Raw genomic sequence first — 14,768 nt, forward strand, 5'->3', positions numbered from 1 at the left:
CCTTATTGCGCCGCCCTAAGAGGCAAGCGAACCGTTGAACACGACGTCGACATAGTAGTTGGTGGCGTTGAAGCTGCCGCTGGGGAAGGCGCTGGCACTGCCGTAGGCATAGAGGCCGTTGCCGCCGCTCGAAGCGCTTGATGGCGCAGTGAGGGGACCCGATGTCACCGCCGAGCCAAACCCATTGGCGGTGGCCGAATAGTTGCCGTTGCTATGGTAGGACACCACGTAGCTCGCCCCGGCCGTGATCGCGATCGGCGCGGCGAAGTTGGCGGTTTGCCATCCGCTTGCGGTTTCGTTCTGGAAGGTCAGGGTGCCCAGATTGGCCCCCGCTGCGCTCCACAGCGTGCCGGTATGGGTGCCGGTATTCTGGGCGCCCTTGTAGAACCGAATGCCCGAAATCGTGCCGGCCTGGGAGCTGGTGAACTTCATGCCCAGTTCGACCCCGTTGGGGTCGTTCACGGAGACCGTGGTCGGCGTGTCGGTCGGCGCAAACAGCGACGTAGCGGTCGCTGGGGCCGAAACGGTCAGCGCTGCGTTGGCCGACGCGGTGCCGCCGCGCCCGTCGGAGATCGCATAGCTGAAGCTGGCGGCGCCCACATAGCTGGCCGTGGGGGTGAACGTCACCATATTGGTCTGAGCGTTGAACGACACAGTGCCGTTTGTCGCCGCGCTGACCCCGGTAATCGAGAGGGCGTCGCCATTTGCATCGGTATCGTTTGCCAGCAGCGTGGCTGCGGCGATCTGCACAGACGCATCGCGCTGGACAGCGAGGCCGCTGTCATTGTTGGCGACAGGGGCCACATTGGTCGAGCCCTGGTAGTAGACGTCGACCCAGTAATTGGTGGCGTTGTAGCTGCCCGAGGGGAAGATAGTGCCCGACCCGTAGGCGAAGACGCCATTGCCATTGCCACCCGTGCTTTGCGGCGCAGTGAGCGGGCCATTGGTGGTTGCGGCAGTGCCGAAATACCCACCGGTCGCCGAGTAGTATCCGCCCGGCGCATGGTAGGACACCAGATAGGTCGTCCCGGCCGCCACTGCGATCGGATTGCTGAAGCTGGCAGATTGCCAGCCGCTAGCGGTTTCGTTGGTGAATGTCAGCGTACCAAGTTGCGTGCCTGTGCTGGTCCACAACGTGCCGGTATGTGTGCCGGTGTTCTGCGCGCCCTTGTAAAAGCGCATGCCAGTTACCGTGCCGTTCGACGCAACGGTGAACTTCATACCCAGCTCGACCGAGCCGGTATCGTTGACGCTGGCGGTTGCCGGCGTTGCGTTGGCAGCAAATAGCGTAGTGCCGGCGGGGACGGAGGAGACAGTCAGCGACACGCCGGCCGAGGCGGTGCCGCCGCGCCCGTCGGCTACGGCATAGTTGAAACTGGCGGCCCCCGTATAGCCGGCATTGGGCGTGAAGGTGACGATGTTGGTTTGGGCGTTGAAGGCCACTGTGCCGTTCGTGCCGCCGCTGACACCAGTTATGGTCAGCGCATCGCCATCGGGATCGTTGTCATTGGCCAGCAAGGCTGATGCGGCAATCTGCAGCGCCGCTCCCTGCTGCGTCGTGTAGCCGGTGTCATTGGTGGCGACGGGCGGCCGGTTTGCCGCCGGCGCGACGGTCAATGCAACACTGGCGCTGGCGGTGCCCCCAACGCCGTCGCTGATCGTGTAGACAAAAGAGGCCGCGCCCGAGTAGCCTGCGGTTGGCGTGAACAAGACCGAATTGGTCTGGGCGTTGAAGGCGACTGTACCGTTAACGGGGGTGCCGACGCCGGTAATCGATAGCGAATTGCCATCAGGGTCGGTGTCGTTCGCCAGCAGCGTAGCGGCGGCCAGTGTCAGCGCCGTATTATTGGGGGTGGTATAGCCACTGTCGTTTGCCGCCACAGGCGATTGATTGGCGGCGGCGGTCGAGGTCATCACCACGTCGACCCAGTAGTTGGTCTTGTTGAAGGTGCTGGTCGGCATGATGCTCGTCGCGCCGTAGCTATAAACCCCGTTGCTTGCGCCAGGCGCCGTCAGGAAACCGCTGACCTTGTCGGTGACAAAGTAATTGGTTGTGGAACCGTAGTGGCCGTTGCTGAGATAGCTGGCGACATAAGTGGTTCCGGCGGCGATCTGGACAGGGCTGCTGAAGTTGACGGTTTGCCAGCCGCTGCTGGTCTCGTTGACGAAGGTGGCGCTGGCCAGCAGAACACCGGTACTGCTCCATAGCGAGCCGACGTGAGTGCCGGTATCGCTGGCGCTCTTGTAATACTTTAAGCCGGTGATGGCACCGGCCGCCGATGCGACGAAGCGGACGCCAAGATTGACCCGATTGGTATCAGTGCTCGCCAGCTCGGCCGGGGTATCGGTCGTGGTAAACAGCGAGCTGGTGCTGACGGTGGGGACAATGTCCATGTTGACGAAGGCAGAGCCCGTGCCACCGCGACCATCGGAAATCGAATAGCCGAAGGTGGCTGAACCGAGATATCCGGCATTGGGGGTAAACGTTATGGTCTGCTGCTGCGCATCGAAAACCACCATGCCACCCGAGGGCGCGCCCGCACCGATGACGGTGAGCGTGTCGTTGTTGGGGTCGGTGTCGTTGGCGAGCAATTGCGCAAACGTGAACACTTTTGGCGTGTTTCGGGCAATGACATAGCCGTTGTCGTTATTGCCGGTCGGTGCCTGGTTGGGCGTGGCTGCGTCGCTGAACACCACATCGACCCAGTAATTGTTTCCCGAGGAGGCTGTTGTGGGAAAGGCGTTTTGTGCGGAGTAGGTAAAAAAGCCATTGGTGGCAGTGAGTGCGCCGTTGGTTTGGGGCGTCGAGAAATAGTTGGGCGTTACCGCGTAGCCCTGCATGCCAAAATAGCTCGCCACGTAAGTCGTGCCGGCGTTGATCGAGACCGGGTTGTCGAACACCACGGTCTGCCAGCCGCTAACCGTCTCATTGGTGAAAGTGGCTTTGGCCAACAGCGTACCCGTCGACGTCCAGAGCGAGCCGATATGTTCGCCGGTGTTGCCGGTTCCCTTATAGTAGCGCAGTCCGACGATGCTGCCCGATTGGGAGGATGTGAAGCTCACCCCCAGATTGACGGGACTGGTATCGGCGTCGAAAGGAACAGCGGGAGTGGCGCCCGGCACAAACAAACTGCCCGATCCACCCTGGGCCACGGTGACGGTGACACCCGCGCTCGGCGCTTCGAGGTTAATGCTGTCATCCACCGCCCGCGAGCGAATGGTATAGGTGCCCCCGATGATAGGGGTCCAGCTATAGCTCCAGCTATTATAGCCAGTGGCGCGGTGCCAGGTCGTGCCGCCATCGGTAGATACTTCAACGACGGCGACCAGTCCGCCGCCAGCATCGGCGGCAGTGCCGGTGATGGTATAGGTCTGGGCCGCAGACAGGCTCCCGGTCGCGGTCGGCGACGTAATGACCGTGGTGGGGGCGGCGTGATCGGTACTCTGAGCGGCTGCCGCCAGGCTCTGCATCAGCGTTGCCGGCTGAACGCCCATTTCGGCGAACAGGTTGATCATCGCCTGCTGCACGTTCTTGTCGGTCGGCGTCACCTCGTTGTCGTGGTGGCTGTCCAGGCCCCACGACCAATAGACGGTGCCGGCGCCGAAAACGAGGGCACCGCTCGGTGCACGGTAGAGCGTCAAGGCATGCGAGGCTGTGCCCGCGCCAACCGCGTTGCCATAGTCGAGCAACAGGGAGTTCACGTCGACCGTAGTTGAGGACAGAGGAACAAGCCCGGCGGGCCTGAACCCGTTGTCGAGGTCGGAGTCCCATTCGTAGCCCAGAAGGTTCTGCGTCAGCGTATAGACTTCGCCGGGATTGAGGTCAGCGACGGCCGTATTCGTCCAGAAGCGAAGGTTCGACATGTCGTAAGGAATGTCGATCGAATCCAGGCGATAGCCGTCAACGGTGAAAATCGTTCCGGTCAGCGAGTTTTCAGGCGCGCCAGACCCGAATACCGGATCGCGCCAGGTCGATGTCGTTCCTGCAGTGTCGCTGTTGGCGTTGTCCCAGCGTTCCTTGTAGGAGACCAGCGTCTTGTAGGGGGTGCCGGAGCCATCGATGCTGGCCTCCCAACGGGTTTCCCAATAGACCTCGTTGCCGCTCCAGAACGATAGATTGACACCGGCATCGCGGGCCGCCTCGACATTGTCACGCTGGTCGGCCGACCAATACTCGTCGTGCCCGACCGACAGGAATACCTTGCTGTTGAGCAGTTGAGACGCGTCGCGAGCGCTGTCGATGCCCGAGATGTAGTTGACGTCGTAGCCGTTCTGCTCAAGGAAGCGGATCGCCGAATACTCGGCCCCAAAGATGAAATCCTGCGGGCCAGCCGCGAACCCGCCATCGCGCGTGGTGATCGGGCGATTATAGCTGACGGCGCTGGCGCGACCGGCATGTCCGCCCGCATCGACGCCGCCGTAGAAATTGTATCCACCCCACCAGTTATAGGCTTGCCAGGTGGTGTCCGAAGTCTGGAAGGTGATGTCGCTGGGTGCGTTGTCATCGCGCACGATGAACGGAATGATATTGGCGCCGCCCGAACCGTCGTGCCGCTCCAGGCGCGCAAAATAGACGCCGGACATAGCATCCTGGGGGACGTCCCAGGAGGCGGATACGGACCAGTTGCCAGCATCCACGAGTTTGGTCGTGGGGTCGAACAGCGGTGTCGGTTGAAACTGCGCGACGCCCAGGTCTTTTTCGATCGTGGCGACCTTGCGGGCGCCATCGCCGCCATAATAGCCCAGCCGATAGATCTCGATCGTATAGTCTTTGGAATCGGTATTGATCTTGAAGTCGACGGTATTGCCGTGGTTGAGCGAGAACTGGGCCGCGTAGCCCTCGATTGTGGCGTCGCCCGCCCCGATCATCCACTCGCTTTCGGGCGTCCCCTGCTTCTGGTTTTCCAGCACGATGGCGTTGGTGGCGGTCACGGCCAGGGAGGCCGTCCGACCGGCGAGATCGTTAATCGCTGCGGACGTCGTCAGGGCTGGCGCGATCTTGCTGCTGGTCGGGGCGATTGTCTCTTCGGGCTGGTAGAACATCAGCGTGCGCTGCGAATAGCCGGTCGGTTTGCCATTGACCATTGTCGGCCCGCCTGTGCGCACCGAGCACACTGTGCAAGCTCGGCCAGTGCACGACCCGCATGGGGTTGTGGCCGCAGCCGAGACCCAATTGCCACGCCAATCCGACATGGCTTTGGCGGCCGAAGCGTCCGCTGCTGATGCTGATACCGCTGCCTCGGCGAACGCCACGGTCGCCACGGAGGCCGGCTCCGTTGACGAGGATACGGCCTTGAGCGCGGCGGCAGGCAACGAAGCGGGGACGCTGAAGGATGCAGCCGGCGCCGAGGTGGTCGTGGCCGGTCCTTCGGCGCTGACGGCAACCGGGACTGCAGCAACGGAAGAAAACTGCAGCGGGCCTGGCAGCGACGACGCGGCGGGGGCAAAGCTCAGGACATTGGCGGTTCCACCACCATTGGCATTCAACCTGGCGCTATAGCTCTCTTGGCCCCCGGCCATGATCTGCCGCGCCCGGTCGATGTTTGGTATCGCGGTGATCGGGGTCGAGGCCAAGGTCGCGGCCCACTGAGCGGAGCTGTTCTCGCGGCGAAAACTGGCCGTCAGTTTCGGCTTTGCAGCCAGACGCTGCACCGAAACAGCGGCGCTGCTGGCGAGATCATGGAATTGCGCCGCCTTGCCGCGCACCGAATTTCCGTAGGTTTTCACGTGCGCCCCCTACCTTCATCGCCATCACGATTGCACAGGCGGAGGGGGTATAAAATCAATCGAACGATAGCTAACGAGCTAGTCCGTTAAGGGCTCCGGACGCCTGAACCATCATGGCGAGCGGCAAGGGTCCGGCCGCTTCATCCTTTGCGGACAGCAAGGGCTTCTCGCTGAGCGGCCAGGAAATGCCGATGGCAGGGTCGTCCCAGTGGATAGAGCGCTCAAGGGCCGGCTCATAATATGAGTCCGTCTTGTACAGCACTTCGCAATTGGTCAACGCCAGGAAGCCATGCGCGAATCCGCCCGGAATCCAGAATTGCTTGTGGTTTTCGGCCGACAGCAGCATACCGCACCAGCGCCCGAAAGTCGGCGAATCCGCGCGAATATCGACCGCCACGTCAAAGATTGCGCCGCGCACGGCGCGCACCAGCTTGCCCTGTTCGCGCGGCGCCAGTTGGTAATGCAGACCCCGCAGCACACCGGCAGTCGAGATCGAGTGATTGTCCTGCACGAAGGTGTGGCGTTGGCCGGTAAGATCGGCAAAGCCGTCGGCGTTATAGCTTTCGAAGAAGGCGCCGCGCTCATCGGCGAACAGACGCGGCTCGAGCACCATCAGCCCGTCCAGGGGCATGCTTGTGACTTTCATGACAGTTGTACCTCTGTGGTCAGGTTGCGCAGGTAACGCCCATAGCCGCTGTGTTCGAGCGGGGCCGCCAGCGCCAGCAGCTCGCTCGTGTCGATCCAGCCCTGCCGCCAGGCAATTTCCTCCGGACAGGCGATCTTTTGCCCCTGCCGATGCTCGACGGTGGCGATGAACTGCCCCGCCTCGAGCAGGGAATCGTGCGTGCCGGTATCGAGCCACGCATAGCCCCGCCCCATGACCTGCACATGCAACTGCCCGCGATCGAGGTAGAGACGGTTGAGATCGGTGATTTCGAGCTCGCCGCGCGCCGATGGCTTGAGGCATTTGGCCATTTCCACAACATCGGTGTCGTAGAAATAGAGCCCGGTGACGGCGTAGTTGGACTTGGGTTGGGCCGGCTTCTCCTCGATGCCGATCACCACGCCATTTCGGTCGAACTCGGCAACCCCATACCGCCCCGGATCGTCAACGTGATAAACGAACACCGTCGCCCCATGATTGCCCCGATCGGCATTGCGCAGCAGCGCCTGGAAGTCATGACCAAAGAACAAATTGTCGCCCAGCACGAGCGCGCTGGCGCGGTCTTCGAGAAAGTCTTCGCCAATCAGGAATGCTTGGGCGAGGCCGGCGGGTGTCGCCTGCTCGGCATAGGAAAACGACACGCCCCACTGCTCGCCAGTGCCAAGGAGCCGACGGAACCGCGGCAGGTCTTCGGGAGTGGAAATCACCAGCATTTCGCGAATACCGGCCAGCATCAGGCTGGTCATCGAGTAGTAGATCATCGGCTTGTCGTAGACCGGCAACAGTTGCTTGGACATGGCAAAGGTGGCCGGATGCAGCCGCGTGCCGTTGCCGCCAGCCAGAATGATCCCCCGGCGGCTCATGCTGCCACCAGCTCGGCGACGGTGCGCCCTACCCCATGTTGCCAGTCCGGCAGGCTGAGGCCGAACGCGTCGCGTAGTTTGCGGGTTTCCAGCCGTGAATTGAGGGGTCGGATCGCCGGGGTGGGATAATCTGCCGATGCGATCGGCTCGATGGCCTCGGGCGTCAGCTTCAGCTCGGCTCCCAGCCGACCAGCTTCGGTCACCACATGGCGGGCAATCTGGTGCCAGTTGGTCTCCCCGCCTGCCGCAATGTGATAGGTGCCCGATTGGGCCTCGTTGTGCATTGTTTGCTCCAGTGCCCGTGCGGTGACATCGGCAATCAGTTCGGCGCTGGTGGGGGCGCCGTACTGGTCCGAAACAACTCGCAGGTGATCGCGTTCGCGCGCCAGTTTGAGAATGCTGCGGACGAAGTTGCGGCCCCGGGGTGCATGCACCCATGAGGTCCGCAAAATCAGGTGCTTGCAGCCCGATGCCGCAATGGCCTCGTCTCCCGCCAGCTTGCTGCGCCCATAGGCGTTGAGTGGCCCGGTCGGATTGGTTTCTTCGAACGGGTTGCTGCCGCTGCCGTCGAACACGTAGTCGCTCGAATAATGCACCAGCCAGAACCCCCGATCCGCCGCCAACCGCGCCAGGATATCCACCGCCTTGTGGTTGATCGCGTCGGCCTGCTGGGGATGCGTTTCGGCGTCATCCACCGCCGTATAGGCGGCGGCATTGACGACAGCGTCGGGCTGGCTATCTCCCAGTACCCGCCCGACGCTGCCAGGATCGCAGAGGTCGAGCGCCGGACGCGCTACCACGACAACGTCGCCTAATGGCGCCAGCGACCGCTGCAATTCCCAACCCACCTGACCCGAGCCTCCCAGGATCAAGATTTTCATGTGTACTGCCTCGCGACCCAGTCGCGGTAACTGCCCCCGGTCACCGCGGCGGTCCACTCGCGATGCTCGATGTACCATTGCACCGTTTTGGCGATGCCGCTCTCGAAGGTCTCGAGCGGCTTCCAGCCCAGTTCGGAGCGCAGCTTGGTGCTGTTGATGGCGTAGCGCCGGTCGTGGCCGGGCCGGTCGCGGACGAGCACGATCTGGTCGCTATAGGAGCGGCCGTCGAGCAGGGGCAGATAATCATCCAGCATGGCGCAGACGGTACGCGCGACGGCGATATTCTGCCGCTCCGCATTGCCGCCGATATTGTAGGTCTGGCCCGGCCGGCCATTGGCCAGCACCATGCGCAATGCACGGCAATGATCGGTCACGTAAAGCCAGTCGCGCACCTGTTGGCCGTCGCCGTAAAGCGGCAGGTCCTTGCCTGTCGTGGCGTTGTGAATCAGCAGCGGAATGAGCTTTTCGGGAAAGTGGTAGGGCCCGTAATTGTTCGAGCAATGTGTGGTCAGCACCGGCAGGCCATAGGTCTCCCCATAGGCCCGAACCAAGTGATCCGAGGCCGCCTTGCTGGCCGCATAGGGACTATTGGGCCGGTAGGGGCTGCTTTCCACAAATGCGGGATCGTCGGGCTCCAGCGAGCCAAATACCTCGTCGGTCGAGACATGCAGGAACCGGAAATTGTGATGCTTGCGCCAGTGCTCCAGTGCCGCCTGCAAGAGGTGGGTGGTGCCGACCACATTGGTCTCGACGAAGCTTAACGGCCCGTCGATTGAGCGGTCGACATGGCTTTCGGCGGCAAAATGGACGATGGCGCGGATGTCGAAATTGGCCAGCCAGGCGCCGACCTGGGAATAGTCCGCGATGTCCCCAAGGGCAAAAATATAGCGCGGCGAATCCTCGATATCGCGCAGGTTGTCGAGATTGCCCGCATAGGTGAGCTTGTCGAGATTGATCACCGGCTCATCGCCATGGGCCAGCCATTCGTGGATGAAGTTGGACCCAATAAAGCCGGCACCACCTGTCACGAGTATCGTCATTGCCGTCCCCTTCGCACATCGTCGCGGCCGAGAGCCCCTTAGTGCCTGAAGTAGATCGGGAATTTGGAACGGCGCAATTGCCGGAGTTGCTTAGGCCTTATGGGCTATCCAACCCTATTGGCGCCTCGATGGGGAGCCGGGAACGCCCTGTCGCGGGGTGGCTAGCTCTTTCTAGCAAGCTTGCCGGCAGCTCGCACCAACCAGTTGGTGACGCGCGGCTTCAAGACCGAGGTCAGGCGGTCCGCCTTGACGGGTTCAGCAGACGCAGGGTGCGCTTGACGGCAAGCTTTAGCCAGTTGGCAGACAGACGCGCTTTCGGCGACAGCGAGAGGCCATAGGTCTCGAAGTCGGCCGCGGCCCCCAGGTTGCCTCGGTTGAGGGCCATGCCGGCGTAACGGAGGGCCTCTTTGGCGAGATCCTCGAGCAAATCGCGTTCCAGTTGGCGCGATGGATCGAGCTTCAATGCCCCGTGTGTGAAGAATTCCCGAAGCGCCAATTCGCGAGCCTGAAGATCGGCCGGTCCGTCGTAGGCAATCGACATATTGTTGTCATGCTTACGATAGACGGCCTGATCCGCATTTATGAAGCCCACGGACCCTTCGGCGGCGAGGCGCAGCCACATTTCCATGTCACCGGAATGCGGCAAGCTTTTCAGATAACCGCCAACGCGCTTCTGCATGCTGGTCCGGACCACGGCTGTGGGGGTGGGCACCAGGTTTTTCGGTCCGGATAGACGCGCAAATTGCTCCCCGCCCATGATCAGCTCGGGCCGCGACTGCCGCCCGCTCCGCGAGAAATCCGAGGTCACGGTTTCGGCGCCTGTGGCGTGGCCAAAACAGAACGCGACGGTCCTGTCCCGCTCCATGAGCCCTGCTGCCCGGCCGAGTGCGCCGGGGAGCAGGTAATCGTCGGCGGACAGCAGCAGGAAATAGTCCGCCGCAATAGTCTCGATGCCTTCGTTGAAGGTGGCTATGTGCCTCGCATTGACAAGATGCCGCTTGAAGCTCACCCGCTCGTCGGCGCTCGCCAGGCCTTCAGCGATCGAGGCGGAATCGTCTGTAGATGCGTCATCGATAATCAGGACGTGCACGTCGACGCCAGACTGCTCCAGCACGCTGTGTACGCACTGTTCCAAGAACCGGCCGTAATTGTAGCATGGGACGACGACATCGACGGTTGGCATGGTGCTAGGCCTTCTGAGTGCGCGAAAAGAGCGTTTTTGCAGCCAGGCGCGACGTGCGGCTGAATTGACCCAGGGTTCGGCGGGAGGGGCCCCAGAGTCGCAACAGCCGGTCGATTTGCCTCATCGCGAAGGTTCGCCGGAACAGCGTGCGATCGCGCACCTTGTCGTAAAAACCTGCATTCTGGTTCCAGTAGGCGAAGTTCCACGGCTTCACCCGAGCCGCAAAATGCACGATGCCGGGGCGAAGGTCGTCGGGCGTTCTGGCAAGGTTGATCTTTTCGACGAAGTCCACGGAGTTCCAATGCTTGCCAAGCTCGTTCCACTCCCCGTCGCAGGCGACGTTGAGGGCGTCCTGATCGGCGAAGGGCGTGTTGGGATTGTTCTGCAAATAGGCAAATGCCTTCTCGACAACGCGCCGCTCCCGCCAGCGCGGCAGGTCGATGAGCAACACCCCGGCATTGAAATAATCGGTCACCCGCGGCGCGGCCTTGGTCTCAGGCAACGGCGTCTTGCCGAACTTGAGGTCATTGTCGAAATTGTCCCGCACTGCGCCTAAGGTGTTGTCGCCCAGATCGGCGCGCCAAAGGTCCTCAAGGCTGCCCAGCACCAGAATATCGGCATCCAGATAGAGGGCGCGTTTGTCCTCCGCCGTTACGAACTGCTCGATGAACAGGCGCCCGAACGTCGAGGCCGAAATATGCCGGTTGGTTGGAAACTTGCGGAAGGCCTCAAGCTCGATCCGGTGCCAGCGAATGATCGCCGCTCCCTCGGGGAGTGAAGCCTGGACCTTGCGTGTCCAATCCCCGGAAGCGTCAACCAGCACCCTGATATCCAGCGGCCAATTGGACATATTGGCCTCGGCGAGCGACCGCAACGCCGTCGCGAACGGCGCCGCGTAGCCTTCGTCACAACAGAAAAAGATGGGGCCGAGGCTCATCTTGCGCACCTGGCGGTGGCGCGAAGAGCAGGTCGCTCAAGCTCGATCGGGTTCATACCTTGCTGGCCCGGGAAAGGAGCGGCCGCGTCACGTAGCGCTCCGGCAGCCGTTTGACTGCGGCTGCGGCGCCGGCTCGATGCACGGTCGAGCCGCGCAGGCTGCGCAGGACCTCGCCGGAGAACACCGCCGCGCGGAACAATGCCGTTGAGATCGTGCCGTGATGGCGCGCATAGTCGCGGATGCGGTTGGCCGTGAGTATGGCGTAGAGACGTTCATTGCGACTGTAGTCGCCCCCGATATGAACGACCTCGGCTTGAGGCACATAGGCAATGCGATAGCCCGCCATCCTGATGCGCCGCTGATAGTCGACTTCCTCGCTATAGAGGAAGAATGTCTCGTCCCATTCCCCGACCCTGGCCCGCGCCTCCGCCGATACCGCCAAAGCCGCGCCGCTAGCCCAGTCGACGACGGCCGGCACAGCGTATTGGGCGCTATTGCAGACACATTCGCCCCGGTCGATGCCCGAACCAAGCTTGGTGCCTAGCAGCGCATCGGCCCACGCGGTTTGCAAGGACGGCTCCCGTCGCAGCGAATGAAACAGCCCGCCATCTTCATGCAGTATCCGGGGCACGGCGATGCCGACATTATGTTGCCGCAGCACTGCGACCAGCCGCGCGGCTGCGCCTGATGACAGTCTGATATCCGGGTTGAGGATCAAGACGTCAGCGTCTTCGCCGATCGTGGCGAGCGCTGCGTTAATGCCGACGGAATAGCCGCCGTTCCAACCCGTATGGACGACGCGTGCGCCAATGGGATGGGCTTGGGCTTTAGCGACGCTGGCGTCGACGGAGGCATTGTCGGCGATCACCACTTCGGTGTGGTCAATGCCACGCAGCCCTTCGGCCAAGGTGTCGAGCAGCCCGTCGAGCGTGTCGGCGCTGTTATAGGTAACCACGACAACCGCCAGCGGTCTGGCGTGTTCGCTGCGCGTCGCGCTATTGAGTTTGTTGAGGATTGTCACACGGCGCCCCCGAAATATTCCCGAGAAATTTGCCTTGAGCCGTCGTGCTGGTGAACTAGGGATTTAAGGCTAAGCAGGCGTAGATTTGCTTAGCCCGTAGATAAATATAGGCATGCTGACATTTGGTTTGGCGCCGCCGCCATTACTAGTAGTCACGCCCCGACCCATTCCGATTGATTGTTGGGGCATTGCCCGCCCCCCTAACCTGCCTCCACGCAAACGGGGAGGCTTGGATGGCATTCGAGCTCGGCAGACTAAACAAGCGAACGCTCACGGGGCGTCGGGACCCCCAGCGCAAGCTGCTGTTCGGCCTTAGCCTGGACGGAATTCGGATGGACGAGGCAGTCGACAGGTGCCGGCAGGCCATCCAGTCCCGCAGGCCTGTGCTGATTGGCGTGGTCAACGCCGCCAAGATCGTGAACCTCCGGCGCGATCCGTCCCTGAGGGATGCCCTATTGGATTGCAATATGCTGCTCGCGGACGGGCAATCGGTGGTTTGGGCGAGCCGCCTGCTCGGTCGCCCGCTCCCCGAACGGGTGGCCGGCATTGATCTGTTCGTGGAACTGCTCGATCTGGCGCATCGCCAACAGCGCTCCATTTATCTTCTCGGCGCCAAGCCGGCCATCCTGGCGGCGCTCGAACGGCAGGTCGCCCATCGCTGGCCGGGCCTGCGACTGGCCGGCAGCCACCATGGCTACTTTGGCGAGACCGAAGCCGCAGAAATTGCGGCAGAGATCCGGGCAGCCAGTGCGGATATGCTGTTTTTGGGCATGGCATCGCCAAACAAGGAAATCTTCCTGCGAAGTTTCCAGCACATGCTCAACGTCCCCGTACTGCACGGCGTCGGCGGCTCGTTCGACGTGCTGGCTGGGCTTACCAAACGCGCGCCGCTGGCCTGGCAAAACCTGGGCCTCGAATGGGCCTATCGTTTGCTGCAGGAGCCGCGGCGGCTGTGGAAGCGCTATCTCGTCACCAACTGCGCCTTTGTGGCCCTGACCCTGCGCGAGGCGGTGCGTCCTGCGCCGGCCCTGCAACTGGACGCCTCCTCCCGATCCGAACTTTGACCTCTCACCGCAGGAACCATCATGCTCAACGAAGTTTTTAGCGGCACGATTGCCGTGGTTGGAATGGGCTATATCGGACTGCCTACGGCAACCGTGCTTGCCACTCGCGGCATTCAGGTCATCGGCGTCGATGTCAATCCGCGCATCGTCGAGGCTATCTCGCGCGGTGAGACGCCGTTCATCGAACCGGATCTGGCTGTCGCCGTCAGCGGCGCCGTGGCCATGGGCCGGCTCTCGATGTCCCGCGACATGCCGGAGGCGGACGCCTTCATCATTGCGGTGCCCACCCCGTTCAATCCCGACCATACGGCCGACCTGTCCTATGTGCAGGCCGCAGCCGAAGCCATCGCGACCAAGTTGAAACCCGGCGATATCGTGGTGCTGGAATCAACCAGCCCCCCCGGTACGACCGAAAAGGTCAGCCGCTGGATCGGCGCGGTGCGCTCCGATCTGCGAATGCCCCATGTGGTGGGGGCCAGCGCCGACATCTATGTGGCCCATTGCCCGGAGCGTGTGCTGCCGGGGCGCATCATGATCGAAATGATCACCAACAACCGCGTCGTCGGCGGGCTCACCACCAGTTGCGCCATCAAGGCGGCCAGCATCTATCGGGTGTTCGCGCAGGGCGAGATCCTGCTGACCGACGCGGCCAGCGCGGAAATGGCCAAGCTGGTGGAAAATGCCTATCGGGACGTCAATATCGCGTTTGCCAACGAGCTGTCGCTGATCACGGAATCCCTCCGGCTCGACGTCTGGGAAGTGATCCGCCTCGCCAACCAGCATCCGCGCGTCAACGTGCTGTCGCCCGGGCCAGGCGTCGGAGGCCACTGCATTCCGGTCGATCCCTGGTTCATCGTGGCGGCGGCTCCCGATCTCGCCAAGCTCATCCGCACCGCCCGCGAGGTCAACGACCACAAACCCCATCATGTCGCCGACCAGGTGATCGCCAAGGCCAACCGCTTCCGGTCGCCCTCGATCGCCTGTTTGGGCCTGACCTTCAAAGCCAATGTGGACGACATTCGCGAGAGCCCGGCCATCGAGGTGGTCGAACTGATCGCCAATGCGTTGCCCGAGGTCGAAATCATGGTGGCGGACCCCTATGTGGACGAGCTCCCGCCCAGGCTGAACAGCAATGCCAATCTGCGGCTGGTCAATGCCGGCGACGCAGTGGATCAAGCCGACATCATCGTGCTTCTGGTCGAACACGATGCCTTCAAGGCGCTGCGTCACACCCGGCACAATGGCAAGGTGATCTACGACACGCGCGGCGCCTGGGCCTGAGGGTAACGCAAAGCCCGTGCAGCGCGGGCAGCCGAATAATCTCTCGTCGATTGCATCAATCAAGACAGTCACGGCCGTCGCCCTAGGGGTCGACGGCCTTTACCATT

At 62.4% G+C, this 14,768-nt stretch carries 10 protein-coding genes; 2 read left to right on the plus strand and 8 right to left on the minus strand.

What is annotated here, in order from left to right:
- Positions 1-15 precede the first annotated feature (15 nt).
- From JWP26_RS08085 to JWP26_RS08120, 8 genes are all read right to left on the minus strand, one after another.
- Complete coding sequence (locus JWP26_RS08085) at positions 16-5,727, minus strand: DUF4082 domain-containing protein (protein ID WP_299725534.1); 5,712 nt, start codon at positions 5,725-5,727, stop codon at positions 16-18.
- Positions 5,728-5,797: 70 nt separating this feature from the next.
- Positions 5,798-6,373 (minus strand): dTDP-4-dehydrorhamnose 3,5-epimerase, encoded by a 576-nt coding sequence (rfbC, locus tag JWP26_RS08090; protein WP_299725536.1) that lies wholly within the window; start codon positions 6,371-6,373, stop codon positions 5,798-5,800.
- Positions 6,370-7,254: a glucose-1-phosphate thymidylyltransferase RfbA gene (rfbA, locus tag JWP26_RS08095; RefSeq protein WP_299725539.1), complete on the minus strand. Its 885-nt coding sequence runs from the start codon at positions 7,252-7,254 to the stop codon at positions 6,370-6,372. Before rfbA ends, rfbC begins: the two co-directional genes overlap by 4 nt.
- The gene (rfbD, locus tag JWP26_RS08100) at positions 7,251-8,135 is read right to left on the minus strand and encodes a dTDP-4-dehydrorhamnose reductase (RefSeq protein ID WP_299725542.1); all 885 of its coding nucleotides are present in this window, start codon (positions 8,133-8,135) and stop codon (positions 7,251-7,253) included. The genes rfbA and rfbD overlap by 4 nt, the downstream gene beginning before the upstream one ends.
- Positions 8,132-9,175 carry a dTDP-glucose 4,6-dehydratase gene (gene rfbB / locus JWP26_RS08105; protein ID WP_299725544.1) on the minus strand — a complete coding sequence of 348 codons (1,044 nt, stop codon included), beginning with the start codon at positions 9,173-9,175 and terminating at the stop codon, positions 8,132-8,134. Before rfbB ends, rfbD begins: the two co-directional genes overlap by 4 nt.
- 232 nt (positions 9,176-9,407) lie before the next feature.
- The gene (locus tag JWP26_RS08110) at positions 9,408-10,358 is read right to left on the minus strand and encodes a glycosyltransferase family A protein (RefSeq protein WP_299725546.1); all 951 of its coding nucleotides are present in this window, start codon (positions 10,356-10,358) and stop codon (positions 9,408-9,410) included.
- A gap of 4 nt (positions 10,359-10,362) precedes the next feature.
- Positions 10,363-11,295 carry a glycosyltransferase family 8 protein gene (locus JWP26_RS08115; protein WP_299725549.1) on the minus strand — a complete coding sequence of 311 codons (933 nt, stop codon included), beginning with the start codon at positions 11,293-11,295 and terminating at the stop codon, positions 10,363-10,365.
- A gap of 52 nt (positions 11,296-11,347) precedes the next feature.
- Complete coding sequence (locus JWP26_RS08120) at positions 11,348-12,316, minus strand: glycosyltransferase family 2 protein (protein ID WP_299725552.1); 969 nt, start codon at positions 12,314-12,316, stop codon at positions 11,348-11,350.
- Positions 12,317-12,549: 233 nt separating this feature from the next.
- Between JWP26_RS08120 and JWP26_RS08125 the strand changes: the two genes are divergently transcribed.
- Both JWP26_RS08125 and wecC read left to right on the plus strand, forming a co-directional pair.
- A complete protein-coding gene (locus tag JWP26_RS08125) occupies positions 12,550-13,380 on the plus strand; it encodes a WecB/TagA/CpsF family glycosyltransferase (protein WP_299725554.1) in 831 nt (276 codons plus the stop codon).
- Between the two features lie 21 nt (positions 13,381-13,401).
- Positions 13,402-14,661: a UDP-N-acetyl-D-mannosamine dehydrogenase gene (wecC, locus tag JWP26_RS08130; RefSeq protein ID WP_299725557.1), complete on the plus strand. Its 1,260-nt coding sequence runs from the start codon at positions 13,402-13,404 to the stop codon at positions 14,659-14,661.
- The last annotated feature ends 107 nt before the right edge of the window (positions 14,662-14,768 follow it).

Origin of the sequence: Devosia sp., assembly GCF_028290435.1 — a bacterium.
Classification (GTDB): Bacteria; Pseudomonadota; Alphaproteobacteria; order Rhizobiales; family Devosiaceae; genus Devosia.